The sequence below is a fragment of the Gloeobacter kilaueensis JS1 genome (assembly GCF_000484535.1).
GTDB classification, from domain to species: Bacteria; Cyanobacteriota; Cyanobacteriia; order Gloeobacterales; family Gloeobacteraceae; genus Gloeobacter; species Gloeobacter kilaueensis.
This window is the reverse complement of sequence record NC_022600.1, coordinates 3443551-3469032: the sequence shown is the minus strand read 5'-3', so window position 1 is coordinate 3469032 and position 25482 is coordinate 3443551. Positions and strand designations below refer to the sequence as shown.

Genomic DNA, 25482 nt, shown 5'->3' with positions numbered 1-25482 from the left:
TCTTATGAATCACCCAGAACCCCTCAATCGCCAGCAGCTCCTTCAGCAGATGGCGCAGCGCGTCGATGGCCTGACCCAGAAGACCGCCGCAGCGGCGATCGAGGCGGCGATCGAGGTGATGAGCGAAGCATTGGGTCGGGGCCGCGCTGTCAAGCTCTCCGGCTTCGGCAGTTTTCAGGTGCGGCGGCGGGCAGCCCGCACGAACATCCATCCGCGCACCGGCAAGCCGGTTGCCGTTCCAGCGGCCTGGAACGTTATTTTTACTCCCGCCCAGAGCCTGCGCGAACGTCTCCAATCGCTCGCCCTGCCCGAGAGCCGCCTCTAGCTCACAGTTGGCAAAATGCGGTTACTTTGGAGATTCAGTGGAAGTGGAAGGACTGCGATGCCGATCAAAAAGGGCGTACTCGTGCGCGCCGTGCGCGAAAAACTCGACAACAGCATAGAAGCTCTGGCAAGCGATCCGCTCTGGCCGCCGTACTTGTTTGAGACCGACGGCGAAGTGCTCGATCTGCGCGGCGACTACGCCTTCATCAAGTTCGGCGCAGTGCCCACTCCTCCTATCTGGCTCAGGCTCGATCAACTGGTCGAGGTGGGAGCGGCGGCCCCAGCGGAAGGTTAAAAGCCCATCTGCTAGCTTAGAGACAGTGCAAGGGGGCGGTAGATGGAAGCTTCGCGCATAGGGGCGCGGCTGGTACTCGCGGATGGAACGGCCTTCGACGGCTGGTCCTTCGGTGCCACCGGCACCACCACCGGCGAGGTGGTCTTCAACACCGGCATGACCGGTTATCAAGAAGTGATCACAGACCCGAGCTACTGCGGTCAGATCGTCACCTTTACCTATCCAGAACTGGGCAACACCGGGATTAATCCGGAAGATATCGAATCGAGCCGTCCCCAGGTGCAGGGGGTGATCGCTCACAACGTCGCCAGGCGGCCCAGTTCCTGGCGCGCCACCCAGAGCTTGAGTGAATGGCTTGCCCAGCACGGCATCGTCGGCATCGCCGGTATCGACACCCGTGCGCTCACCCGCCGCCTGCGCAGCCAGGGAGCGATGAACGGGGCAATCTCGACTGAGCTGACGAGCGAGCAACTGCTGGCCCGCCTGCGGGAGCAACCGGCGATGCAGGGGCTGGATCTGGTTCCTGAGGTGACAGCTGCGGCTCCCTACACCTGGGAGGATCCCTCCGGCTCCGGCTGGCTGGCGACGGACGCGCCGACAATCGAACGGCCCCTGCGGGTCGTCGCCATCGACTTTGGCATCAAGCACAATATCCTGCGCCGCCTCACAAGCTACGGCTGCGAAGTTACCGTCGTCCCCGCCACCGCCAGCGCCGATGCGATCCTGGCGTACCAACCCGACGGTATCTTTCTTTCTAACGGGCCCGGCGACCCGGCGGCGGTGCATTACGGCATCGAGACGGTCCAGCAGCTGCTCGCTGCTCAAAAACCGATGTTCGGTATCTGCCTCGGCCACCAGATTCTGGCCCTGGCCCTGGGGGGACGCACTTACAAGCTCAAGTTTGGCCATCGCGGCCTCAACCAGCCCGCCCGCGCCAACGATCGCGTCGAGATCACAAGCCAGAACCACGGCTTTGCCGTCGATGCCGATTCGCTCGCCGGGGCTGACATCGAAATTACCCACGTCAACCTCAACGACCGTACCGTCGAGGGCTTTCGCCACCGGACGCTGCCGGTCTTCTCGGTGCAGTATCATCCGGAGGCAAGCCCCGGCCCCCACGATGCTGACTATCTGTTTGCCCAGTTCGCCCAGCTGATGCGCGAAAAGCAGGAGGTAGAGGCGTGATTCTGCCCATTGCCCAGGTAGGAGAGCCGATCCTGCACCTGGCCGCCCAGCCGGTGCCCATCGAACAGATCCGCACACCCGCCTTTCAAACCTTTCTGGATGATTTTGTCGAGACGATGCGCTCGGCGAGCGGGGTGGGCCTTTCTGGCCCCCAGGTGTTTCGCTCGATCCGGGTGGTGGCCGCCGAGTGCAACGCCAACCCCCGCTATCCAGATCGCGAGACGGTGCCGCTGCAGATCTGGATCAACCCGGTTATCCTGCGATCTGCAGACAAGACCGTCGCCTGCGAGGAGGGGTGCCTGAGTGTGCCGGAGCGGCGCATCAATCTCAACCGACCCGAGTGGATTGAGCTGAGCGCCTTTGACCGCGAGGGTGAACCGGTGACGTTTATCGCAGAAGGATTTCTCGCCCGCATCCTCCAGCACGAGATCGATCACCTCGATGGCATCTTGATCGTCGATCGCGAGGCCCAGCTTGCTGCCCCCGCTGCCAGCGGCACCAGTTAGACGGCGTTCAGGTTCTTTTTAAGCAAGTAGCGGTGGTGCTCGCCGTACTCCAGCACCGCGACGATCTGATAGCCCAGCTTCTGGTAAAAGCCGGGAGCCTGAAAGCTAAAGGTATCAAGGAGCACCTGGGTGCAGCCGCGTTCGCGGGCCGCCTGCTCGACTGCTTGCATCAGCGCCTTGCCGTAACCCTGACCGCGCAGATCGGCGCGCACCCAGAGTTGGTAGACATCCAGCCAACCCAGGGCAGTGGAGGCGTGTACGCCGCCTGCTAGCTGCCCCTGATCGTCCTTTAAGACGACAGCGAGCCGTTCGGGGGTGGCCTCGCCGATATAAGGGGCGTTGTACGCTCTTAGCTGGCCGTACAACGCGTCTAGCTCAGCCTGGTCGGGATTGTCCTGGATTGTGATTGCGCCTGACATGAGTACTCTTGAGGCAAACAGCCCGATCCTATCCGGTCTATACCCACTACTTAAGAGACAAAGAACCTTGGCCTGCTTCCTCTCTACCAGGCACCAAGCTCTCAATGGCTGGAAGCACTGTAGATTATAGATCCAACGGACTCGTGCTTCCCACTGACTCCGTACTTTGTTATAACTACGGGATGAGCTGGAAGTATCAATATGGCAAAAGCCAGACAGCAGGGGCCAGAGAGCAGGAGAATTTCACACACCGCCCTTGTACGCTCTTCACAGGTGCGCGGACAGAAGAGCCGCAAAACGCTGCTCAAAACACTGCAACAGCAAAATGCCATCGCGCCCGTAGGCAAGGGAATCTGGAGGAACATCTCTGTTCCCCCATCGCAGTTCCACAGTTTTGTTGAACCAGCCTTTCGCTCCCCACAGGGGGTAGTCTGTTTACTGTCAGCGCTGAGCTTCCATCGTCTGACAACTCAGCAGCCTGCCCGAGTGTGGTTTGCTATCAAACAGGATGGGAAACCACCAAAGACATCCGAAATCCAGCTTGAAGTGGTGCGCATGGCCGATATCTGCCTGCAGGAGGGAGTAGAAGAGCACCGCATTGAAGGTGTCCCGGTACGCATTACCAGCGCTGCTAGAACCGTCGCGGATTGCTTCAAGTTCCGCAACAGAGTGGGAATAGACGTGGCAATCGAAGCCCTCCGAGATTGCCTAAGAAAACGCCTTGCATCGCCGGTAGAAATTCGCCGATATGCGCAAATATGTCGCGTAGCAAAGGTGATGGCTCCGTATCTAGAAACTATTCTCGAAACACTCTAAATCCGGCGAAAAGATACGTGGCGATGAAGAACATGGCTGCCTCGGTGCGAATGCGCTTGCTTGCCCTGGCTAAAGAGCGGAAAGAAGACTTTAATCTCGTGCTTGAGCGGTACGGGCTGGAAAGGGTACTTTTTCGTCTCAGCAACTCCAGTCATGTCGATCGCTTTGTTCTTAAAGGCGGACTGCTTGTTTCACTGTGGGCAAAGGACACTTACCGCCCCACGCGAGATGCAGACATGCTGGCCTACGGGGATGCAAGCCCCGAGGTATTGGTTGGAATTTTTCAAGAACTCTGCAAGATGGACCTTGAACCAGATGGACTCGTCTTTGATTCCGCTACGATCACAACAGAACTTATCAAAGAGGATCAGGAATACGGGGGCGTTCGACTCTTAATAGAAGCGAAACTTGAGCAGGCCAAGCTGCATATCCAGTTCGACATTGGAGTAGGAGACGCTGTATCTCCCGCGCCGCAGGTCGCGGAATATCCATCGCTGCTTCAGGGATTAACCAGTCCCAAATTGAAGATGTACCCTCCAGAAACAGTCGTTGCAGAAAAGTTTGAAACAATTGTAAGGCGTGGCCTGGATAATAGCCGCATGAAAGATTACTACGACCTCTGGTTTCTACAGCAAATTTTCAATTTTGACGGTGAAAACCTGGCAAAGGCGCTGGCGACGACATTCAATAGGCGGAGGCGAGCGTTTGACTGTGAGCTACCCGAAGGGCTCTCGGATCAGTTCTGTCGTGACGAGAGGAAATTGAAACAGTGGGATGCGTTCCTCAAACGCAATCCGATGCAGCTACCAAGGACTCCCCTTGCTCAGGTGGTTGCACAAATTACAAACTTCATCGCGCCGGTTTACCAAGCCTGCGCGGAAGAAAAAGTGTTCAGAGGAAGATGGGAATGCAGTGGCAGTTGGTTGTCCGTACCCGCAGCAGCCTCCCACCAGGAACCGGAGTGCCCTTCAAACTCTCTAGATTCCAGCTCAAACACGCAAGGCAGTAGTTGATAGATGCTCGCTGGGGCTACCAGCTTAAGCCCGGCTGGGAGTAGGCTAGCTAACGTAGCGGCTGGGCGCTCAAGCGATGTCTGGAGTAAAGAAGCGGCTGGACGAGCAGGTGTGGTTTCGAGCTTCCGCCGGTCTGGCGGCGACGGTGGCCCTCGGACTGGTACTCAACTGGTGGGGACCTTCCCTCGTCAAGCTCCCGGTTTTGGGCCAGGTCTTCTCGCAGCTCTGCCGGGTCGTCAATGCCACCTGCAGTGAGCGCGACGATGCCCCCGCCAAGATGCTGCCCCCGCCCCCGCTGCCCCCTCCGCCCGCTCCGGTCGCGACGAGCGAAGGCCACACTCTGGGAACGGCGGTCCTGGTCGAGGGACTCGACGGGGACGAACAGAGTTTTGACGGCAAACTCGAACGCGGCGTTAAGGGTGCTTTTTATCGCATCGCGCTTGAGCAGACCGGCACGCTCAACCTGCTGGTCGATGGCGATGCCATCCACGCTGTACTGCTCGACAGCAACAGCAACCCCCTCACTGAGACCCACAGCACCCCGACCGGCGAAGCGCTGCAGCACAGCCTCAAAGCAGGCACGTACTACCTCTGGATCAAGGCGAAGGAACAGCGGGAGACGAGCTATCACCTGAGCCTGTCCGTCCAGTCGATTGCCTCGCGGCGCGAGGACGATACGCCGGGCACAGCCCGCGATATTGGTCGGCTGGGCCGCTCTAGCGAGAAATACCGCGACTGGGTAGGGGAGGCGGACCCCCAGGACTTTTTGCGCTTTGCCCTTCACCGCGACAGCACCCTGAATCTTTTGCTCGACAGCGATGCCGCCCGCGCCGTTTTGCTCGACAGCAACGGCGAGACGCTCGCCACCAGCAAACGCACCGGCATCGGCGAAGCGATTACCCAGCCGCTGGTGGCCGGAGATTACTACGTCCGCGTCGAACGCCTGCCCGCTCAGGAAGGCAACTACACCCTCAATCTGTCCGCTGAGAGCCCGGCGGACGGCGCAGGCGACAACTAAGCCCGGCGTGTAAATTCTTGTAAAACAAACAGTGCCACTGTACATTGGGAGAATGTGAGTTTTACGCGCTCAGGGGGATGATCGTGAGCAAAAGCCTGACTGGCGGGACAATTGTCGGGGTTCTGGCGCTGCTACTGGGAGCGTGCGGTCACTCCGAAGTGTCCGATCAAAGTCAGCAACAAGTAGCGATTGCCGCGACGAGCGGCCAGGTCGCTGCCGGTCAGCCAGAAGGGGCGATCGAGCTTTCTGCCGAGGCGGTGCGCAACCAGGGCATCCAGGTTCAGACCGTCGCTCGCCGCCGCTTACTGGAGCGCAAGGTCTTCCCGGCTTCGATCGAGGAGGCAGCCAACCGCTCCGGCACCGTCTCGATGCCGGTGTCCTCCCGCGTGCAACAGATCAATGTCGATATTGGCGATTCGGTAGACCGGGGGCAGGTGCTGGCGGTACTTACCAGCAGCGAACTGGGGACGGCAAAGGCGGATTTGCTCTCGGCAAAATCGCGTCTGCTCGCCTCACAGGCGCGGTTGATCGCCGCCCGCCGCCAGAGCGAGCGCGAGAGCTACCTGTTTGGTCGGGGCATCAGTTCCGAGCGCGAAAAGCAGGAAGCCCAGGCTCAACTGGCGAGCGCCCAGGCCGATTTTGCCGCTGCCCAGGCGGCCATCGACGCGGCGAAGGCGCGCCTGCTCGCCTTTGGCATGACCAATCAGGAGATTAACCAGGGCGACATCACCCCCAGGCTCTACGCCAGAAGCGCCACCGACGGGCGGATCATCCAGCGCAAAGCGCGCGTCGGCCAGGTGGTGCAGCCGGGGGAGGCGCTGTTTTCGATCTCGGATCTTTCGGAAGTCTGGGTGGTGCTCAAGGTCTTCCAGTCTGAACTGGGCCGGTTGCGGGTGGGCGATAGTGTCCGCTTTACCGTGCGCGGCCTGAGCAATAGGGATGTCAATGGTCGAGTCGTGCGCATCAGCGAAGCGCTCGATCCCCAGACGCGGACCGCCGATGTGCGCGTCGTCATCCCCAATCGCGGACGCCAGCTCAAGCCCGGAATGCTCGTGCAGGCGGAGGTGGACCTGGGATCTGCCAGCCGCGAGGTGCTCGCCATTCCTGATAAAGCCCTCTACGAAGTCGCAGGCAAACAGATCGTCTTTGTGCGCGAGTCGGCGACCCGCTTTCGGCCTCGGAGTGTCACGGTCGGTAGCCGCGCCGGTCAGTACGTCGAGGTGCGCAGTGGCCTCAAGCCCGGCGATGCGATCGTCGTCGAAGGTGGTTTCGTTCTCAAGTCTGAACTGCTCAAATCCTGAAAACGGCTATGTCTAAACCCGCCCACCACGCTGCCTCTAAACCCGCCAGCCTCGGGGCTGCGATAAGTGAACGCCTAGCTGAGATTCTCGGCCTGCTGCTTCTGGTCGCCCTCATCGCCTTCACCGTCGCCAACAAGGTCTATCACCTGATCTAACCTGGCGAACGGCGGACAACTTGCTTTACTTACCCAATTTCACGATATATCGCGATGTATTGTGCTAGTGTGAATGGATTCACTGTCTTCTGGAGGACAGGACGATGTTTTGCAATGAACGGTGGCCCTGGGAGTTTGCTTTTGGCGGCAGGTCGGGCCGGCGGGGCGGCAAGCAGCCATTTGGAGCGGGTTTTGAGAGCAGTTGGGGTTTTGGTGGAAGCTGGGGTTTTGGCGAGGAGCCGCGCACGCGCCGGGGCGACATCAAGTACATTTTGCTTGAGCTGTTGGCGGAGCAGCCGCGCCACGGCTACGAACTGATCAAAGAACTCGAAAAGCGCCACGGCGGCTTTTACCGCCCGAGTCCTGGCTCGGTCTATCCGACGCTGCAACTGCTCGAAGAGGGGGGGTACCTCACCAGTGAGCTGATCGACGGCAAGCGGGTCTATACGATCACCGAGAGCGGCAGGGCGATGCTCGCCGATTGGAAAGCTTCCAGCGGCGGACGCGCTCGCGGCGCACCAGGGACGGAGGGGTTTTCGACTTTGATCGAACTCAAAGACGCCATGCTTGGCCTCGCGGCAGCGGTGATGGAGTCGGCCCGCCCCGGCAACCAGCAAAAAGTAAGCCAGGTGCGCGAAGTGCTCGAGCGCGCCCGCCGCGAGATCTATACCATCCTGGGGGGCGAGTAGGAGCCGGGGGCTTGCGCGGTTTTACTTGATTCTGGTCTCCCGGATCAGCAAGAAGCCGCGCAGCTGACCATCCTCGGCAAAGCTCTGGGTCGAGCGTACCCGACGGGCATCGTCGAGGAGATTGATCGTCTCAAGGGCAAGGAGCTGGCCTATGGCCTGATCTTTTATCTCGAAGAGCAACAGACTCTCTCCATGCTCCTCGGCGACCATTTGATAATTCGAGAAGGGCGGCTCTGTGCTCTCGACCCGTACCCGTCCTGGTCCAATCGCCTGACCGACGAAATTCTGGGTCGTCGTCCGGCCATCGCTCAGGTAATTCTGGTTGGTCTGCAGCCAGCGATTGTCCTCGATGCGCTGGGTGAGGACTGCCCGGTAGCGCAGCGTTTCATGACCCTCGGCATCGAGAAAAAGCCAATCGCCCTCCCAGGTGCCTGTGTGTCTTGGCAGTACGCGAAAGTCTAATAGTTGTAAAGCTTGTCCTGCGTTCATCGTCGGTGGTGGTTCTTGCTTCTGTTCCTGGCAGCCTAGCATCCGGGAATGCACCTGTCGTTCACTCGGGCCCATTCCTGTGCAGTAGCTGTAATGGTTTTTGGTGCTCCTGCCAGTAAAGAGGAAGGGTAACCTGCGATATTTCAGCCAGTACAGAAATCAGCCTTCTGGTTCTATCTGCAGAAAGGTCCAGTGGCTGCCGGAGCGGTCTAGCTTGAGGAACGGAACATTATCCTGGAAAGAATCTCATGCTCAAGCACTTGATTTTGGGACTGCTGTTGGGCCTGGTCGCCTCTGGCGGCAGCACAGCACTGGCTCAGACGCCCACTACCCCATCGAACCCCGAGATCCGGCCCTCCAGCAGCGACAAGGCCGGGTCGAACCTGCTCAGCTGCAAACCGGGAATAGACGCCCAGGGCAAGCCCGTGCCCGTCACCAAATCGCGCTCGGTAACGGTGAATATCAACACCGCCAACTGCGACGAGTTGCAGCAACTAGCAGGCATCAGCGCCGAACGGGCCCAGCGCTTTATCGCTAATCGCCCCTACACCTTCGTGCAGGATCTGGTCACCAAGGGGGTGATCACCGCCACCGAACTCGAAACGCTCAAGCCGCAGTTGACGACCCTGCGCGGCAGCTCGCCCATCCAGCCGGAGCAGAGCGAGCAGCCCACCAAAAAGCCGGTCCGGCAGCCTTGAGCGATAAAGTAGCCCCGGCATTCCGGCTCAGGGTGGCACAATAGTCCCAACCAGACCGTTTGGTGCCCGATGGCCCGCATCCCGGTGCTCTCCTACGATCGCGGCACGCTGCTGTTGCATCCGCCGCCGCGCGGCAAAGCCTGGGTCGATTTTGCCACCTGGGATGATCGAGTCGAAAAATTTCGGATTCCAGCGAGCGACTACCGCCCCCTCGTAGCGGCGCTGAGCGCCGAGGGGGCGCGCTTCGAGGACAGGGCCGGTGCCTTTGTGCCGCTGCCGCTCGCTCTGGAGCAGGCTCTCGAACCCTACCCCCACCAGCGGGAGGCGCTTGCTGCCTGGTGCTCAGCGGGGCATCGGGGTCTTGTGGTTCTTCCTACCGCCAGTGGCAAGACCTACCTGGCTCAGCTGGCGATGCAGGCCGTCGCCCGCAGCACGCTCATTGCCGTGCCGACGCTGGAGTTGATGCATCAGTGGTACGCAAACCTGCGCACCGCCTTCACCCAGACCGCCGTGGGCCTTTTAGGCGGCGGTTCGCGCGACGACAGCCCGATTTTGATCGCCACCTACGACAGCGCTGCGATCCACGCCGAGGCTCTCGGCTGCCGCTACGGTCTGCTCGTCTTCGACGAGTGCCACCACCTGCCGGGGGACTTTTATCGCAAGGTGGCCGAGTACGCCGTCGCCCCTTACCGATTGGGGCTCACTGCCACTCCCGAGCGCAGCGATGGCCGCCACAGCGACCTCGAAGCCCTGGTCGGCCCGGTGGTCTACAGCCGCACCCCTGCCGATCTGGCCGGTACGGCGCTCGCTCCCCACCGCACCGAGCGGATCAAGGTGCGCCTCAGCGACGACGAGCGCCGCCGCCACGACGCAGCGCTGGCGGTGCGCAACGCTTTTTTGCGTACTACAAATCTGTCCCTCGGCTCGGCAGAGGGCTGGCAGCGCTTCGTGCAGGTGAGCGCCCGCAGCGCCGAGGGCCGCCGGGCAATGCTCGCCCACAACCAGGCACGGGCAATCGCCCTGGGCACCGAGAGCAAATTGCGCCTGCTGGCCGAATTGCTTGAGCGCCACTGGCCGGAGCAGACGTTGATCTTTACCCACGACAACGCCACGGTCTACCGCATCTCCCAGGATTTTTTGATCCCGGCCATCACCCACCAGACCGCGATCAAAGAGCGCCACGCCATCTTAAAAGCCTTTCGTGGGGGCGAGTACCGCACGCTGGTTGCCTCCCAGGTGCTCAACGAAGGGGTGGACGTACCGGAGGCGCGGGTGGCGATTATTCTCTCCGGCACCGCCTCACCCCGCGAGTACATCCAGCGGCTGGGACGGGTGCTGCGCAAGAGCAGCGACCCGGACAAATTTGCCGTCCTCTACGAAATTTATTCTGAGGACACCGGCGAGGAGCGCGCCAGTGCCCGCCGCCACGCCCACACCCGTCCCCACCACCCCAAAAGCGATGCTGCCCGGTGATCTGCTCCTGCACAGCTGGCGCGGCGGAACGGTCGTACCCCGCCGCCTGCCCCTCGACACGTACCACCGGCAGCTGGCAGGTGAGTTGATTAGCCTGTTTCGTTCGGCCCACAGCAGCAGCCAGGGTAGCCTCGATCGATTACTCGCGGAGGCGGAGGGCGAAAGCCCCGACTACCGATTGCGGCGCGGGCTGGTCCACCTGCTCAAAAGCCTCTGCACCTTCGAGACTGTCAGCCCGATTGAGCCGCCGAAGCTGCGCTCGCGCCTGTTCGCCCTCGCCGCCGGAAGCATTCCGAGCCCCGCCCAGACCGCCCGCCACTTAGAGCAACTGGCAGGGGCGATCGGTGCCGAGCTAGACCGACCGGTAGCCGCCCCCGTCCTGCAACAGTCGCTCTACGCCGATCTGCCCCAGAACCAGATTCTCACCGCCTTCGAGGAGCCCACTCCCGAGGCGCTGTTGCACCGCTACAACCTCGCCCAGGTCCAGGGTGTCTTTTACCGGGCCACCCACATCCAGCTCAACGTCCACCGCAACGATCCGGGCGAGTACAAGTATCTGTTTCGCTTCTTAAAACTGTTTGGCCTGATGACCTACATCGAGGGCGATCCCGACTGCGGCTTTACCCTCACGATCGACGGCCCCACCAGCCTCTTCCAGGTACACGCCCAGTACGGCCTGGCCCTCGCCAAACTCCTGCCGGCCCTGCTGCACGTCTCGCGCTGGAATCTGGTCGCCCACCTCAAAAGCCGCGACACCTACACCCGAGAGATCCGCACCGCCAGTTTCCACCTCGACTCCGGCTGTGGTCTGGTGAGCCACTATCCGCCCGGCAAACCCTTCGACAGCATGATCGAGCAGTCCTTTGCCGAGCAGTGGCGCACGCTTAAAACCGAGTGGCAACTGGAGCGCGAAGTCCATCTGCTGCCCATTCCCGGCAGCGTCATGATTCCCGATTTTCGGCTGATTCACCCCGACGGGCGCAGCGTCATCCTCGAAATCGTGGGCTACTGGCGGCCCGAATACCTCAAAAAAAAGTTTTCCCAGGTGCGCCGGGTAGATTGCCCGGAGTTGCTCCTGGCCATCTCCGAGCGCCTCAACCTCGAAAAAGCAGGCGTCAAACTCGAAGATCTGCCCGCCCGAGTCGTCTGGTACAAGGACAAACTTTCTGCCCGCGCCGTGCTCAAAGCCCTGGGGTAGGAGGGATCACATGCCGCGAAAGCCAGAACCCGTTCCCGCTTTCTCCCGCGCCTCGATCATCGGATCGCTCGGGCCAGATTTGCGGTAGACGCCGATCAGGCTCAAGGCGATCCCTGCCAGGATGATCCCGCCCCCGAGGTACTGGGCGAGGGTAGGTACTTCGCCCAGGATCAAGTAGGCGGCGAGCACGGCTGCCACCGGGTTGAATGCTTCGACCAGGGCCGCTTCTGAAGCCCCGGCGCGCTTGAGGCCAAGGAGCCAGAGCGACTGGCCGACGACGACGATGAGCGTACCGTACAGGAGCATCCACTGCCAGAGAAAGGGCGAGAACGCTTCGCCGAAGTGCCGGCTGCCGTAAAGAATCAGGGCAAGACAGAAAAAGATGACTGTACCGAGGCTGGTGCGCACGACGCTGAAGGTGCCCACTGGCACCCGGCCCAGGCGGGCACGGCTCACGATATTTGCCACGGCCAGGGCAACCGCTGCGATGGCGGTGAGCAGTTCTCCCTGGGCGGCGCTGCCCAGGCTGTAGGCGGCCATGCCGCCCGCCGCTCCACTTTGAAGGGCGATGGTGGCGATCACGCCCGCGAAGGAGACGACGGCACCGGCTCCTTCCCAGACGCTCGTGCGCTCGCGCAACAGCCAGGTGGAGAGCACCAGGGTGAGCAGCGGTTCGAGGCGGCTGACGAGGGTGACGTTGTTGACCATCGTGATGCTGAGGGCCATCAAAAAAAAGGCGGGGGCGAGGGCACCGGCCAGAACCGCCACCGCGATCATTCCGAGCCAGTCGGAGCGGGACAGTTGCCGGAAGGTGGCAGGGGTGAGCTGTTTGCGGTAGAGCGGCACCAGCACCAGCAGGGCACAGAGGTTGCCGACAAAAAGCAGGTTGCACAGCGAGATGGGGTTATGACCAGCCACCAGATGCTGGGCTCCCAGTTCGGTGAGTTTGCGGGTGACAGCACCGGAGGCAGCAAAGATAATCACGGCAATCCACAAGAAGAGCTGCCCTGGAACTTTGAACCACGGACCCGGCGACGCGCTGAGCATTTCGATCGCTCCGGGTCAATTGCGCAGGGTCGGGCTGGCAGGGCGCTCAGGGGTGGGAATGGCCAGTTGTGGCTTGACCTCCTCCCAGACAACGCAGATCCAGACGAGGACCATGATGAAGACGTTTTTATCCCAGGTCGATTCGTTGTTGGGAAACAGGCCCGCCGCCGGGAAGAGGCCAAAGGCCACGATGAAACTAAAGAGCATCAGCAGCATCAGCGCCCCGGCGTAGGTCGTCCAGCGATTGACGACAAACAGGATGCCTGCAAGAATCTCAACTGCCGGCAGCAGATAGGCGTAGGGCAGAGCCAGCAGGGGGGGCAGGGGACCGACGCCGCCAAAACCCAGCCCCCAGAGCTTGAGCTTCTGGGTGAGCACCGTTTCTAACAGCGCGCCACTGTCATGAAAATGTATATAATTAGCAATGCCGGAGAGAACGAAGAAGACGCCCAGCAGAATGCGCGTGGCCGTCAGGGTAGTGTGGAGAGTCGTTGCTTTCATCGTCGATATGCAAAAAGAAGAGGGCACAAAGAAGGTATCGGCTCCTCGACGCCCTACTTGCGGTACGAAGGCGGCGGCTGCGGCGGATGAGCGGACAGGTGGTCCAGGATGAGCGAGCACAAACGTCTTTCGACCGCCGACCGCCTGGCGATTGCCGAATTGTTCGCCCGCTACGGCCACAGCTACGACGGTGGCCGGATCGACGACTACATGGCCCTGTTCGCCAGCGATGCCCACATCGATCTGGGCGGCCACATCTTCGACAATCCCCAGGCGCTGCGCACAGTGGCTGAACGGCGGGTGCAAGGTTTTGCCGATGGCGGCATCCAGCGCCGCCACCTGTTTACCAACATCGCCGTCGAGCCAATCGAACCGGGCCGGGCGCAGGCGGTGGCCTACTGCCTGATCACCTCCAGCGATCGCGCCAGGGGCGAGTGGCGGCCCCTCACCACCGGCCTCTACACAGCCGAAGTATGCAAGATTGGTGGACGCTGGCAGATTTGCCGGTTGCAGGCCCACTTCGACCACGCTCCGGCTTAAGCGTTTGCCACAGCATCAGGCAGCACAACCGGGTAGATAGCAGCGGGCAGCTCGACGGTGAAGCGCGCACCTTTGCCTTCGCCGGCGCTCTCAGCCCAGACTTTGCCGCCGTGCAATTCGACGATGTGCCGCACGATAAAAAGCCCCAGCCCCAGACCGCCCTGCCGCCGGGTCGTCGTCTCATCCGCCTGGCGGAAGCGCTCGAATAGATGGGGCAGAAAATCCGCTACAATCCCCGCTCCGGTATCTGTAACGCTGACGCGCACCCCGCTCGGTGTCCGCTCCACCTGCAGGCGGATCTGTCCGCCGCTGGGGGTGAACTTGATCGCGTTGGTGAGCAGATTCCAGATCACCTGCTGCAGGCGCGTCGGGTCCGCTTCGACCAGGGGCAGATTCTCGGCAATCTCCACTTCCAGCTGTAGTTGGGCTTCCACTGCCAGGGTGCGGACTGCCTCGACCGCCGCCAGCACCACGCCGGTCAACTGTAGCGGTTGCGGTTTGTGGATGAACTTGCCCCGCTCGATGCGCGATACATCCAATAGATCTTCGATGAGCTGGTTCTGCAGTCTGGCGTTGCGCTCGATAATTTCAAGCGCCTGCGCCTGGGCAGCGGCAGAAAGCTGGCCGCGCCTGAGCAGCTGCGTCCAGCCCAAAATCGGATTGAGCGGCGTGCGCAATTCGTGGCTCAGCATCGCCAGGAACTGGTCCTTTGCCCGGTTGGCCGCCTCGGCCTCGGCGCGGGCCTCATCGAGCAGTTGCTCGGAGCGCTTGCGCTCGGTGATATCGATGTTGATGCCGACAACTTTGTGGACCTGGCCGGCCTCGTCGCGCAAGGTGCGGCCACGGGCTAAAAACCAGCGCATCTGGCCGTCGGGCCGGATGATCCGAAATTCGCTCGCGTACTCTTTGTCGCCCTGATTGAGCGCTTCGGCCTCTTGCAGGCAGCGCTCGCGGTCGTCGGGATGGAGCAGCGCCACCCACCCTTCCACCCCCGGCTGGAAGTCCGGATCTCCTGCCACGCCGTAGAGGGCCAGCAGCTCCTCCGACCACACCGAGAGGCCGGTGCGCAGATCCCACTCAAAGATGCCCATTCCTGCCGCCTGCTGGGCAATGCGCTCGCGGGCGTGACTCGTCTTGAGTTCGCGGGTGAGCTGCACCCGCTCGTCGATGTCAAAAACGACGCCCACCATCCGCACCGCCCGCCCCTGGGCGTCGTACTCGGTGTTGCCCCGTGCGGCGAGCCAGCGCTCCGTTCCATCCGGCCAGATGGCCCGGTACTCGATGTCGTAGGGAACGTCTGGCCTATCGATCGTGCGCTGGATGGCTGCGAGGGTGCGCTCCCGGTCGTCTGGATGAAGGGTTTGCAAGAAAATATCCAGGTCCACCTCAGCTTCGAGTGGAATCCCGAACAGGCGCTTGCAGGTATCTGTCCACTCCAGCCGGTCCCTCAGCAGATCCCAGTGCCACACCCCCAGCTCAGCAAATTCGAGGGCTGTGCGCAGGTGCCCTTCACTCAGGCTGGAGGGGCGCACACCTGGAGATTGCGGCTTCAGCGGTGACTTTGAGCCGCCTGCTGGTGAACCGGCAGCATCCGGCAGCATCGTAATGCAACAGAAAACGTAACCAAAGCATAGCCGCAACCGCTGGCCGGTATTTACCTTCAGATTCTTTCTCTATCGAAAGGAGTACATTTGCTCTGCCCATCGAGAGGAGACAGAACAAGTCAATCGAGGTGGTGGCGGGCGGCGTAGTAGCCCTGCCAGCTTTTGCCCCGGCGCTCCCGGACGACGTGGTTGAAGTAGTGGCGGAGTTTTTTGAGATCCTCGGCGGTATCTTTGATCGCCGAGCCCACCAGGCTCTGCACCAGATGGTCGGGAGCAAGGGCTCCGCCGTCGTAGTAGTAGGCGTGCAGACCGGCGGCGTAGCCCACCGAAACCGCTTCGGCGGTGCTCATCACCGTACTCAGCGCTTCGAGGCTGTGGCCGTCGGTGGTCTGGCCCCGGCGCAACTCGTGAAAGGTCGTCACCAGCACCTCGGTCAGATCCGGCCCGAGGCTCACCGGCACCTGGGCCTGCTCCAGCAGCCGGTTCGCTTCGCGCTGCACCAGTTCCATCTCCCGCGCCAGATCGGCGATGGGCTGGACGGTCTCGAAGTTGAAGCGGCGCTTGAGGGCGGCGCTCATCTCGTTGACGCCCCGATCGCGGGTGTTGGCGGTGGCGATCACGTTGAAGCCGACCCTGGCGTAGAGGGTGCGGTCGGCATTTTCGGGCAGTTCAGGCACGCTCATCAGCCGGTCACTGAGAATCGATAGCAGCGTGTCCTGGATTTCGAGGGGACAGCGGGTAATCTCCTCGAAGCGGACAATCTGGCCCGCCGCCATGCCCCGGTAGATGGGAGCCGGGACGAGCGAGCGCTCGCTCGGTCCTTCTGCCAACAGCAGCGCGTAGTTCCAGGAGTACTTGATGTTGTCCTCGGTCGTCCCGGCACTGCCCTGGATGGTCAGGGTCGAATCGCCGCTGATCGCCGCTGCCAGTAGTTCGCTCAGGTAGCTTTTTGCCGTGCCCGGTTCACCGATGAGCATCAAGCCGCGATTGGTGGCGAGGGCGACGACGCAGCGCTCCAGAAAACTGCGGCTGCCGACGAATTTGCCGCGAATGCCCAGCCCCTCGTCGCCCAGGATAAATTTGAGCACCCCGCGCGGGGTGAGCCGCCAGCCACCGGGCCGGGGCGCGTCGCCGTCCGCTGCCACGAGCCGCTCCAGCTCGTCGGCGTAGAGCGCCTCTGCCGCCGGGCGCTGCAATTTTGGGTCCGCCATCTACTGCTCTCCTTTTGCGGCAATCGTGTACAGGTCTTTGAGCACTTCGCTCAGCGCGATCGGATCGACCTGGGCCAGAGGCAGAATCTCGTAAGCTTTGTGCTGCCGCTGCCAGCTGTTGGTCGGGTAGTCGTAGAGATCGAGGTGGCGGCCCACCAAAAAGCAGCAGCTGTCGAGCTTTTCTTTGCCGGAGCCAATCTGCACGCTCAGATCGACGAAGACCTCGTCCCACTCGCCCACGAACGCCGTCAGGTTGGCTCCTGGAAAGTACTTGCAGTGGGCGGTGTAGTCGCCATGATCGTGCAACTGGCTGCGCACCCAGCCCAGATTTTCGAGGGTGCGTACCAGGGCGACCATGGGCACGGCGATCTTCTCGAAGCGGGTAATCTCGCTGGCCTGCCGCTCGCCTGCTTCGAGCCGGTAGATGGGCCGGCCCAACTGGGCAAAGGGCGGCACGATCGCGTAGTCGGCGAACAGTTGCCCCCAACCGGTCAGTTGCGCTTCGTCCAGCATCAGCGGATGGACGATGCCCACCTGATCGAGCCCAGCTAGATCGAAGGGGTTGTCCTCGCTGTCCGCCAGTGTCCGGTCCTCGCTCACCCGGAAGGCGGCAACCAGTTGGCCAGAAGCGTCGAACCCGCCCCAGACCAGAAGCCGGGCCAGATAGTTCATCAGCGGATGGCGCACGAACAACAGCTCGAACTCAGAACTCTGCCAGCGCCTGCCTGTCACCATCGCCTGCTCCAGCCGTACTGCCTGGATCTTGGCGACTTCGGCCACCTGCTTTTTGATGAGCTTCCAGTCGGCGACTGCCTGCTGGGCCAGATCGGCGCTGTCCTTTGCGCCCGGTTTGGGCAGGTCGCCTTTGAACTTGCCGTCGCTGTCGCGCACCAGCGGCTTGAGCCCCTCGCCCAGGGTGAAGGTAAACTGGCGCGGACCAAAATCGAACCTGCGGCGGCCATTTTCATCCAGCCCGCAGTCGGGCACGATCCGATCTTCGAGCTGTTCGCGGCTCAGGTGCCGTTCCTGGGCGATTGCCTCCATGCACTCCTGGGCGCGCTTTTTGATGCCCTGGAACTTGACTTTTTGAGCGATGCCGTTGATCTGCATCAAGGCCGTGTCGGTGCCGATGGCGCGCAGGCACTCCAGACCAGCCACCGCCCGCTGGTGCTGGCTCTCGCCCGGCCATTCGCGAATCAGCGGCGCGAGTTTGAGCGCACTCGTGTCAGAACCGAAGTGGCCCAGCGCCTGCATTGCCCAGTTTTCTTTAGAGGGTCCACCTTCGAGGAGCCAGCGCTCAAAAAGTGTCCAGGCAAAGCGATCGAGGCTGGCAGGTTCGGCGTGGGCCTTGAGGGCAACCACCAGCGGCTGGGGCTGGTCTTTGCTCTGCTGCAGCGCGACGAGCACCAGCCCCGTCTGCTCGGGGTTGAGCACCCGGCCCAGGGCGGCGATGGGCGGCAGGTCCGCCGCTGTCACCCAGGTAATCGGCTTTTTGGCAGGCATGGCGCGGGCGAGTCCCTCCTTCAGCCAGTCCGGGGTCGTGGCCGCCTCAAATGGCGGCAGGGCGGAAGCGTTGAAGAGAGCGTCGCTGAGCTTCTGGGCCGCCGCCGGTTCCTGTCGGGCCAGTTCAGCCCGCAGCTGCGGCTCGAAGCCCCGCTTTGCCAAACTGCCCAACAGATCGATCGCCCCTTCGGCCTGACGGCTGCGGCTTATGACGGCAAAGGGCACCAGTCCTGCAATCGTCTGCTGGGGATGGGCAAGCAACCACTGGCGGGCAAGGCGCGACGCCTTCGAGGAGAGCATCAGCTCGAACATCGCCGGAGCCACCTCGGGAGCGACGGTGCGGGCAAAGGCCGACACCAAATCTTCTGCCAGATCTTTGTTGGCGGCGGCGAGGGCACTCTCGCGAACGATATCGAGGTCGTCGAAGCCAGTGAGGGCCAGCCAGGCGCGCACCTGTTCGCCGTCTTTGAGCTTGAGCTTGAGGCGACGAAAGTGATAGCTCATCTGCCCGCGCTCGCCCAGACCGAAGATGATCGCTTGCGGGCGGTGGTAGTGATCGTGCCAGGGCTGGGCGGTGTACTGGTCGTCCGGCCAGGAGGCCACCACCGGCAAAAGGGCGTCCGCCATGCCCAGTTGGGCGGCGAGCAAAAACTCGAAGGGCGTCTCGTAGTAGCTCTGGGGCCAGTGGGCCGCAGTCAGCCGGGGGCGCAGCCAGGCGCGCAGCAAAGTGACCTGGGCCGGGAGCAGATAGGGCAGAATCCGCGTGTGGAAACGTTCACAGAAGACAGCCAGGCAGCGCCTGCCAAAGGAGACTTCGTTAGAACTGGAAGGCTCCTGCTCCCACAGCTGCGGCAACAGCTCGAAGTAGGGCAGGTTACAGAGCAGGCCCATTGCCGTCTCAGCCAGCCTGTAGGCGGAATGATGGGCGAGGGCAGCGATTATCGTCCGCACCTGCTCTTCGCTCAGTACCTCCTGAGGCTGAGAGGCGAGCCTGCGCGCTGCTGCTGCCGGTTGCAGGTGCTCTACTTCGATGAGCACCGCCGCCGTGAGCCAGAAGCTCGCCTCCTCGGGGCTTAAAAAATCAGAAATCCGGGCCTGCTCCCAGCGCCGATAATCTTCGGCCAGACCTGCCAGCCGATCCAGACAATGATCGCGATCAAAGGGTGCCGGGCTGGGCTGTGGCCAGGGCTGCTCCGGCGGACCGCTCACCCAGAGCCAGTCGAGCGCTTCGAGGTCCAACTGCCGCTCAAGACTGGCGCTCTGCGCCGGTTGCGCTGAGACGACAGTCGCGGGTTCGGAGGGCGCTTCAGGTACGGGTGCAGCAGGTTCCGGCCCAATCACGTCGGCCTGGTCGCCTGCTGTTTGAGGGGTAACTTCGATGTAGCCTTTTTTGAGCTTTTCGAAGATGAGCTTCGCGCTCGCCAGTTCCGCCTCCTGGGCAGTGGCAAAATCTTTGCTCTGCGTCTGTCCGGCAGTTCCCTGCCGACCGAAGCGGACGGTGTAACCAGTTGCCAGCTGAGTGACCGCCCAGAACTTGTTCGATCTGTCGTCGCTGAAGTGAAAGACGCGCTCGGTCATACCTGTGGTGTCCTCGTCAGGATTTCGACCCCGCCCCATCGCTGCACGCCACAGTCAATCAGTATACTACGGAAAACATGGACAAATGTTCTATTTTTGACGGCTCAGGCAGGAGAACTGCCTGCCTTGCCTCCACCGCGCAGCTGCGGGGCAGGATCTGGCAGGCATCGAGTATCTTGGCGTGTGTGGCCGGTACAAAACATTGGGTTTCAAGCATCGAGCGGCCAGAACAGGAACAGTCTTTGATGCCCTCCGTCGCCGTCTGCATCCCCACCTACAACCAGGCTGCTTACCTCGAAGGCGCGGTGCAGAGCGCTTACGGCCAGAACTGGCAGGGATTGGAAGTCTGGTTGTCGGACGATGCGAGTACGGACACCACCCCCGCCCTCGTCTCCCGCTTAGAGCAGCAATACCCGGACCTGCGCGCCTTTCGGCAAGAGCGGAACCTGGGCATGTCGGGCAACCCGCGCTGGATCCTCCGCCAGCCGCGCACGACCTACATCGCCAAGCTCGACTCCGACGATCTGCTCGCTGCGGATTATCTGCCCGTGCTCGTCGAGCTACTACAAAAGCATCCCGAGGCGGGCTACGCCCACGCCGCCGTGCAGCAGATCGACGAAGAGGGCCGGGTGACGCGCATCCGGCGGCTCGCCCGCCCCACCGGCTTCCAGTCTGCCGAGGAATCCCTCCAGGCACTGGTGAGCGGTTATCGGGTGGCGGCGAATATCTGTTTGTTCCGGCGCGAGGCGCTGGTGAGCGTCGATTACTTAAAGCTCGACATGGATTTTTGCGACGACTGGGATCTGGCGGTGCGTCTGGCGGACGCCGGTTGGGGCAACGTCTATTCCAGTCAGATTCTTGCTGCCTACCGGGTCTGGGATACGGCCCAGCAGGTGCGCTTCCGGCGCAAGGCCGACGAGTTGGGCGGGATGATCCGCGTTTTCGAGGAAAGCCTCATCCCCGCTTTCAAGCGGCGAGGCTGGGATGTCGCGCCCCTCACCCGCCAGCGCATTCAGCTGGCGCTCCTGCACGCTACGGTCCTCGATGCGCCCGCCTTCAGTACAGCAGAGCGCGAGCAGATCGTCGCGCTGTTGCGCGAGTTGGGCGAATCGGCGGAACTTACCCGACGGCTTGTGCTGATGGGTCTGGGCCTTGGGCCGCTATTGCGGACGCACAACCGGGCCTGGCTCTGGAGCAAGGACCGCTTGAAACAATTGCTGGCCCTCAGGCAGAGTTAAAGCATGGCATCGCCTGCTGTGACAATTTTGCTCCTGGCGCGCAACCGGCCCGATTACCTGGTGCAGACACTCGCCTCGATCGCAGAGCAGCGCTTCAGCGACTGGCACCTGCTCGTCTCCGACAACTCCAGCGAGCCGGTCTGTGCTGCCCGCTGCGAAAAGATAGTCCAGGCATTTTCTGAGAACTTTGCTCCCGAACAGGTCCGTTACGTCTACCGGGGCGGGCAGCTTACGATGTGCGAGCACCATCATCTCGCCCTGCAGCCCATCGCCACGCCCTTCGTCGCCATCCACAACGACGACGACATCTGGATGCCCCATCACCTGGAGCAGGCGATGGACTGGCTGGTGGCCGACTCCCGCCGTGGCCTCACCACCAGCAACGCGATTGACATCGACGCGGCAGGAAAGCCCACCGGCAGCACCACCCATCCGCTCGAAGGCTACGAAGAACGCTCGCGCCCCGAGTGGCTGCGGCTCTGGCTCTCCTCCTGGTTCGGCAACTTTCCGAGTTTTGTGCTGCGCCGGGAGGCCGTCCGCCGCCTGCCGCTCATCGAAAACCAGCACATCGACACGGCGATGGCCCTCTGGATTCTGCTCGAAAACTATGAGGTGCGCGTCTTCCGCAGGCCGTCCTACTACTACCGCAAGCACGACCTCTCGATCACCCGCACCGGTCCCCCGCTGCTGCGCGACCGCCACCGGCTCAGGCTCTGGTTTGCCCGCCACGAATTCTGGCGGATGAGCACTGCCTGCCCCGTCTTCGTGCCCCTCGCGATCAAGAGTGCCCTCGCTCTGGCCGCCGGGACCGGCCAATTGTGAGCACTGTCCTGGTAAGTCACCCGACGGGCAACCCGTTCGTGCGGGCCCTGCTTGCCCACCTGGCGGCACAAAAGAAACTCGCCGCCTTCTACACCACCCTTGCCGTCCAACCCGGCGACTGGTACGTGCGGGCCGCTCCGGCTCCTCTGCGCCGCGAACTGTTGCGCCGCACCTACGATCTACCGGTCCAGCAGATCCGCTCCCGGCCCTGGCGCGAGAGCGTGCGCCTGTTTGCCTCCCGCATCGGCCCGCGCTTTTTGACTGCCCACGAGCGGGGCTGGGCGTCGGTGGATGCGATCTGGCAGGATCTTGACCGCCGCGTTGCTGCTCGCCTCCCTGAACATCGGGCCCAGGCTGTCTACTGCTACGAGGATGCCGCCCTCGAAACCTTCCGCGCCGCCCACCGCCTTGGTCTAGGCTGCTGCTACGACCTGCCCATCGCCTACTGGCAGACCAGCCGCCGATTGTTGGAGGAGGAAGCCCAGCGCCTGCCCGAATGGGAGCCGACCCTGGTGGGCACCCGCGACTCGGAAGCCAAACTCGAGCGCAAGAGCGAAGAACTGGCCCTGGCGGACGTTGTGATCTGTCCGAGCCGGTTTGTGTACGATTCGCTGCCTGAGAGCGTGCGCGAAGACAAGCGCTGCGTCGTCGCTGAATTTGGCTCCCCGGTCCTTGCCGCAAAGAAACGGGCCGCATCTGAAACCGGACCGCTGCGGGTGCTCTTTGCCGGATCCCTCAGCCAGCGCAAGGGGCTCGCCGACCTGTTCGCTGCGATCCGGCTGCTTGGACGCTCTGACATCGAACTGGTGGTGCTGGGTACGCCCCTGCTGCCGCTCCCTTTCTACCGCCGCCAGTTGCCGGATTTTACCTACGAAGCGCCCCGGCCCCACGCCCTGGTGCTCCAACTGATGCAGAGCTGCCACCTGCTTGCCCTCCCTTCGATCGTCGAGGGCCGCGCTCTGGTCCAGCAGGAAGCGATGGTTTGCGGCCTGCCGCTTTTAATTACTCCCAACACCGGCGGCGAAGATCTGATCGAGGAGGGCCGGACCGGTTTTCTCGTCCCGATTCGCTCCCCCGAAAAGCTGGCCGAAAAGCTCGACTGGTTCGCCGACCGCCGCGCCGAGACAATTCAGATGGGCCAACAGGCGCGCCAGAGAGCAATGGAAATTACCTGGAAAGCCTACTGCGAGAAGATCCTGGCAGTCTTGCCGGGCCTGTAATCTGTCAGGCTTCTTGTATGCGTTGTTGCTCTGTGGAACAGTCGGTAATTTTTGTGAACGTGTGATCCTGGATGCGCGACTGTGGGCAGGGCGGCTGGTATCTTCTGGGTGTTTACGCTTCCGACGGTGTGGTATGGTACCCAGCCCTGGACTTGGATGGCCCCTCAAGCAGTCGTTTCGCCTCTGGTTTGGCAGCCTCAGCCTGGCTGCGACCCTGGCAATCTGTGCCGCTCCTGGCCAGGCACAGATCACTTTTCAGGCTGCCCGCAGCTACACGACCGACTCTAACCCGACCGCTGTGGCGAGCGGCGACTTTAATGGCGACGGCAGGCCCGACCTGGCGGTGAGTACTACGGGCGGTTCGCTCTCCGTCTTGATCAACAATGGCAGCGGTGGGTTCGGCGCACCCCAGCCGTTGCAGGTGGGTGATTTTGCCCTCTCGGTCGCCGTGGGAGACCTCGATGGCGACGGCGATCTCGATATCGTCTCAGCCGACTACCAGCTCTACACTTATGGCGCGGGCGATCTGGCCGTTTTCTTGAACAACGGCGACGGTACCTTTGCTGCCGCCCGACGCATCGACGCCCGCAGTTCGGGCGCGCCCGGTTCGGTGAAAATCGCTGATCTTGACGGCGACGGCGATCTGGATCTGGCCACCACCGACAGCGGCGGTTTTTTCAGAGGCCGCGATCAGGTCTCGGTCTTGCTCAATAACGGCAATGCCACCTTCGCCCCTGCCCGCACCTTCGCCGTCGGCAAAAAGCCCCTCTCCCTCGATGTGGGCGACTTCGACGGCGACGGGGATATTGATCTGGCAACGGCCAACTTCGCAGCCAACAGCGTCTCGGTGCTCCTCAACAACGGCAGTGCCAGCTTCGCCCCTGCCGTCAACTCAGCGGTCGGAAGCGTCCCCTACGCAGTTAAAGCAGGTGACCTCGATGGCGACGGCGATCTGGATCTGGCGACGGCCAATTCTGGATCTAACAACGTCTCGGTCCTGCTGGGCAACGGCAACGGCAGTTTCACCGCCGCCCGCAATTTTGCCGCTGGTAGAAATCCGGTAGCGCTCGATATCGCGGACCTCAACGCGGATCGCAAGCTGGATATTGTGAGCGCCAACGGCGACGGAACGGCTTCGGTACTTGCAGGCAAAGGAGATGGAACTTTCGCTGCTGCCCGTTCGTTTGCCGCCGGTGGTATTCCGGACGCGGTGCTCGCCCTCGATATCGACAAGGACGGCAAACTCGACCTGGTGAGCGCGGACGGCGCAGGTAGCAGTGTCTCAGTACTGATTGGTAAAGGAGACGGCAGTTTCCCCGCCGCCACGAACTTTGCCACAGCCGAAAATCCCGTCTCGATCGCTGCGGGTGACCTCGACGGCGACGGCGACCTCGACCTGGTGAGCGCCAATCTTTTTTCGAGCATCACAGTATTGCTGGGCACAGGCGACGGCAACTTTGCCGCTCCCCAGGTCTTTACTACTGGCTACCGGCCCTACGCCGTTGCCCTGGGCGACCTCGACGGCGACGGCGACTTGGATGCGGTGACGGCCAACAACACCAGTCCTGGAACGGTCTCGGTGCTGTTGGGGAATGGCGACGGCAGCTTCGCCGCACCCCGCAACTTTGCTGCCTCGGTGCGGCCCTACGCTGTAACCCTGGGGGATTTCGACGGCGACGGCGATCTCGACATTGCCACCTCCACCGGCAACTTCCCCGGCGTCGTCTCGGTGCTGCTGGGTAACGGCAACGGCAACTTTGGCGCAGCCACCAACTTCACGGTCGGCGATGGTCCCTTTTCGATCGCCGCCGGAGACATCGATGGGGACGGCGACCTCGACCTGGCGACGGCCAACTTCTTTGACAACACCGCATCGGTGCTGCTGGGTAACGGCAACGGCAGCTTTGCCAACGCCCTCACCCTGCCAGTTGGGGCTGGCCCCTACGCTGTAGCGATCGGCGATCTCGACAGGGACGGCGACGGCGATCTCGTCACTGCCAACCGAGACGCTGCCAGCGCCTCGATCCTGCTCAGCAACGGCAATGGCACCTTTGCAACCGCCCGCAACTTTCCGGCAGCCGGTCAGCCTTCTTCTGTGGTCCTCTTCGATCTCGACGCCGACGGCGATCTCGATATTGCGACGGCAAATGGCAATTTTCACGACACCAACAACGTCTCGGTGCTCGCAGGCAGCGGCGACGGCAATTTTGGCCCCTCCAGCGAATTTGCTGCCGGTGCAGGCTCCCTTGCCGTGACGGTGGGCGATTTGAACGGTGACAACAAGCCGGACCTCGCCACCGCCAACGCGAACAGCAGTAGCGTCACGGTGCTACTCAATACCACGGTCGTTGCCGGCGCTCCAACGATCACCAACCTCTTACCGCGCTCCGGCCCGGTCGGTAGCCCAGTGACAATCACCGGCACAGGTTTCACCGGTACCACTGCCGTCCAGTTCAAAGGGCAGGGCGTGCGCCGGGTGAACGCCCAGTTCACCGTGCTCTCCGACAGCCAGATTCAGGCCACCGTCCCCGCAGGAGCCGTTAGTGGCCGCATCGTCGTCGTCACCCCGGCGGGCAAGGCGACGAGCGCCCTCCGCTTCCGCGTCACTCCCTGAGCAAGGGCCGCCAATTTACCAGTAG

The 25482-nt window shown here is 62.3% G+C and carries 25 protein-coding genes; 18 read left to right on the top strand and 7 right to left on the bottom strand.

The window, feature by feature from the left end; translation table 11 throughout:
* The first annotated feature begins 4 nt into the window (after nt 1-4).
* Genes GKIL_RS16070 through def form a run of 4 tightly spaced genes read left to right on the top strand, consistent with a single transcriptional unit; the run spans nt 5 to nt 2310 of the window.
* Entirely contained in the window at nt 5-325 is a 321-nt protein-coding gene (locus GKIL_RS16070) for an HU family DNA-binding protein (protein ID WP_023174819.1), read from the top strand.
* Between the two features lie 57 nt (nt 326-382).
* The gene (ndhO, locus tag GKIL_RS16065; RefSeq protein WP_023174818.1) at nt 383-619 is read left to right on the top strand and encodes an NAD(P)H-quinone oxidoreductase subunit O; all 237 of its coding nucleotides are present in this window, start codon (nt 383-385) and stop codon (nt 617-619) included.
* 42 nt (nt 620-661) lie between these two features.
* On the top strand, nt 662-1804 hold the full coding sequence (carA, locus tag GKIL_RS16060) for a glutamine-hydrolyzing carbamoyl-phosphate synthase small subunit (protein ID WP_023174817.1): 1143 nt from the start codon (nt 662-664) through the stop codon (nt 1802-1804).
* Complete coding sequence (gene def, locus GKIL_RS16055) at nt 1801-2310, top strand: peptide deformylase (protein WP_023174816.1); 510 nt, start codon at nt 1801-1803, stop codon at nt 2308-2310. The genes carA and def overlap by 4 nt, the downstream gene beginning before the upstream one ends.
* Here def and GKIL_RS16050 read toward each other — a convergent pair.
* On the bottom strand, nt 2307-2729 hold the full coding sequence (locus GKIL_RS16050; RefSeq protein ID WP_023174815.1) for a GNAT family N-acetyltransferase: 423 nt from the start codon (nt 2727-2729) through the stop codon (nt 2307-2309). The genes def and GKIL_RS16050 overlap by 4 nt on opposite strands.
* A 201-nt stretch (nt 2730-2930) precedes the next feature.
* Between GKIL_RS16050 and GKIL_RS16045 the strand changes: the two genes are divergently transcribed.
* From GKIL_RS16045 to GKIL_RS16025, 6 genes are all read left to right on the top strand, one after another.
* On the top strand, nt 2931-3545 hold the full coding sequence (locus GKIL_RS16045; protein ID WP_023174814.1) for a type IV toxin-antitoxin system AbiEi family antitoxin domain-containing protein: 615 nt from the start codon (nt 2931-2933) through the stop codon (nt 3543-3545).
* 23 nt (nt 3546-3568) lie between these two features.
* Nucleotides 3569-4558: a nucleotidyl transferase AbiEii/AbiGii toxin family protein gene (locus GKIL_RS16040; protein ID WP_023174813.1), complete on the top strand. Its 990-nt coding sequence runs from the start codon at nt 3569-3571 to the stop codon at nt 4556-4558.
* A gap of 76 nt (nt 4559-4634) precedes the next feature.
* Complete coding sequence (locus tag GKIL_RS16035; RefSeq protein ID WP_023174811.1) at nt 4635-5576, top strand: hypothetical protein; 942 nt, start codon at nt 4635-4637, stop codon at nt 5574-5576.
* A gap of 83 nt (nt 5577-5659) precedes the next feature.
* The gene (locus GKIL_RS16030) at nt 5660-6877 is read left to right on the top strand and encodes an efflux RND transporter periplasmic adaptor subunit (protein WP_187293830.1); all 1218 of its coding nucleotides are present in this window, start codon (nt 5660-5662) and stop codon (nt 6875-6877) included.
* A gap of 8 nt (nt 6878-6885) precedes the next feature.
* Nucleotides 6886-7032 (top strand): hypothetical protein, encoded by a 147-nt coding sequence (locus GKIL_RS25345; RefSeq protein WP_023174809.1) that lies wholly within the window; start codon nt 6886-6888, stop codon nt 7030-7032.
* A 104-nt stretch (nt 7033-7136) separates the two neighbouring features.
* Nucleotides 7137-7721 carry a PadR family transcriptional regulator gene (locus tag GKIL_RS16025; RefSeq protein ID WP_023174808.1) on the top strand — a complete coding sequence of 195 codons (585 nt, stop codon included), beginning with the start codon at nt 7137-7139 and terminating at the stop codon, nt 7719-7721.
* A gap of 21 nt (nt 7722-7742) precedes the next feature.
* Here GKIL_RS16025 and GKIL_RS16020 read toward each other — a convergent pair whose 3' ends face one another.
* Nucleotides 7743-8210 carry a DUF3598 family protein gene (locus tag GKIL_RS16020; RefSeq protein ID WP_023174807.1) on the bottom strand — a complete coding sequence of 156 codons (468 nt, stop codon included), beginning with the start codon at nt 8208-8210 and terminating at the stop codon, nt 7743-7745.
* A 248-nt stretch (nt 8211-8458) separates the two neighbouring features.
* On the opposite strand from GKIL_RS16020, the gene GKIL_RS16015 reads away from it, so the two are divergent.
* From GKIL_RS16015 to GKIL_RS16005, 3 genes are all read left to right on the top strand, one after another.
* Complete coding sequence (locus tag GKIL_RS16015; protein WP_023174806.1) at nt 8459-8908, top strand: ComEA family DNA-binding protein; 450 nt, start codon at nt 8459-8461, stop codon at nt 8906-8908.
* A 69-nt stretch (nt 8909-8977) separates the two neighbouring features.
* Nucleotides 8978-10381, top strand: a complete 1404-nt coding sequence (locus GKIL_RS16010) for a DEAD/DEAH box helicase (protein WP_023174805.1) — start codon at nt 8978-8980, stop codon at nt 10379-10381.
* Nucleotides 10368-11579 carry a DUF790 family protein gene (locus GKIL_RS16005; protein ID WP_041244889.1) on the top strand — a complete coding sequence of 404 codons (1212 nt, stop codon included), beginning with the start codon at nt 10368-10370 and terminating at the stop codon, nt 11577-11579. The genes GKIL_RS16010 and GKIL_RS16005 overlap by 14 nt, the downstream gene beginning before the upstream one ends.
* Nucleotides 11580-11585: 6 nt before the next feature.
* Here the strand turns inward: GKIL_RS16005 and GKIL_RS16000 are convergent, their stop codons facing one another.
* Nucleotides 11586-12626 carry a DMT family transporter gene (locus tag GKIL_RS16000; RefSeq protein WP_023174803.1) on the bottom strand — a complete coding sequence of 347 codons (1041 nt, stop codon included), beginning with the start codon at nt 12624-12626 and terminating at the stop codon, nt 11586-11588.
* Between the two features lie 15 nt (nt 12627-12641).
* Nucleotides 12642-13127: a MauE/DoxX family redox-associated membrane protein gene (locus GKIL_RS15995; RefSeq protein WP_023174802.1), complete on the bottom strand. Its 486-nt coding sequence runs from the start codon at nt 13125-13127 to the stop codon at nt 12642-12644.
* A 108-nt stretch (nt 13128-13235) separates the two neighbouring features.
* On the opposite strand from GKIL_RS15995, the gene GKIL_RS22885 reads away from it, so the two are divergent.
* Nucleotides 13236-13667: a nuclear transport factor 2 family protein gene (locus tag GKIL_RS22885; protein ID WP_023174801.1), complete on the top strand. Its 432-nt coding sequence runs from the start codon at nt 13236-13238 to the stop codon at nt 13665-13667.
* Here GKIL_RS22885 and GKIL_RS15985 read toward each other — a convergent pair.
* From GKIL_RS15985 to GKIL_RS15975, 3 genes are all read right to left on the bottom strand, one after another.
* The gene (locus GKIL_RS15985) at nt 13664-15268 is read right to left on the bottom strand and encodes a sensor histidine kinase (RefSeq protein ID WP_023174800.1); all 1605 of its coding nucleotides are present in this window, start codon (nt 15266-15268) and stop codon (nt 13664-13666) included. The two genes, GKIL_RS22885 and GKIL_RS15985, sit on opposite strands and share 4 nt — an antisense overlap.
* A gap of 122 nt (nt 15269-15390) precedes the next feature.
* Nucleotides 15391-16482, bottom strand: a complete 1092-nt coding sequence (locus GKIL_RS15980; protein WP_023174799.1) for an ATP-binding protein — start codon at nt 16480-16482, stop codon at nt 15391-15393.
* Nucleotides 16483-19563 (bottom strand): DUF4132 domain-containing protein, encoded by a 3081-nt coding sequence (locus GKIL_RS15975; RefSeq protein ID WP_023174798.1) that lies wholly within the window; start codon nt 19561-19563, stop codon nt 16483-16485. It lies immediately after the preceding gene.
* 245 nt (nt 19564-19808) lie between these two features.
* On the opposite strand from GKIL_RS15975, the gene GKIL_RS15970 reads away from it, so the two are divergent.
* From GKIL_RS15970 to GKIL_RS22880, 4 genes are all read left to right on the top strand, one after another.
* Complete coding sequence (locus tag GKIL_RS15970) at nt 19809-20801, top strand: glycosyltransferase family 2 protein (RefSeq protein WP_023174797.1); 993 nt, start codon at nt 19809-19811, stop codon at nt 20799-20801.
* Nucleotides 20802-20804: 3 nt separating this feature from the next.
* The gene (locus GKIL_RS15965) at nt 20805-21623 is read left to right on the top strand and encodes a glycosyltransferase family 2 protein (protein WP_023174796.1); all 819 of its coding nucleotides are present in this window, start codon (nt 20805-20807) and stop codon (nt 21621-21623) included.
* Complete coding sequence (locus tag GKIL_RS15960) at nt 21620-22843, top strand: glycosyltransferase family 4 protein (protein ID WP_023174795.1); 1224 nt, start codon at nt 21620-21622, stop codon at nt 22841-22843. Before GKIL_RS15965 ends, GKIL_RS15960 begins: the two co-directional genes overlap by 4 nt.
* Nucleotides 22844-22976: 133 nt before the next feature.
* Complete coding sequence (locus GKIL_RS22880; RefSeq protein WP_023174794.1) at nt 22977-25457, top strand: FG-GAP repeat domain-containing protein; 2481 nt, start codon at nt 22977-22979, stop codon at nt 25455-25457.
* Nucleotides 25458-25482: the final 25 nt, after the last annotated feature.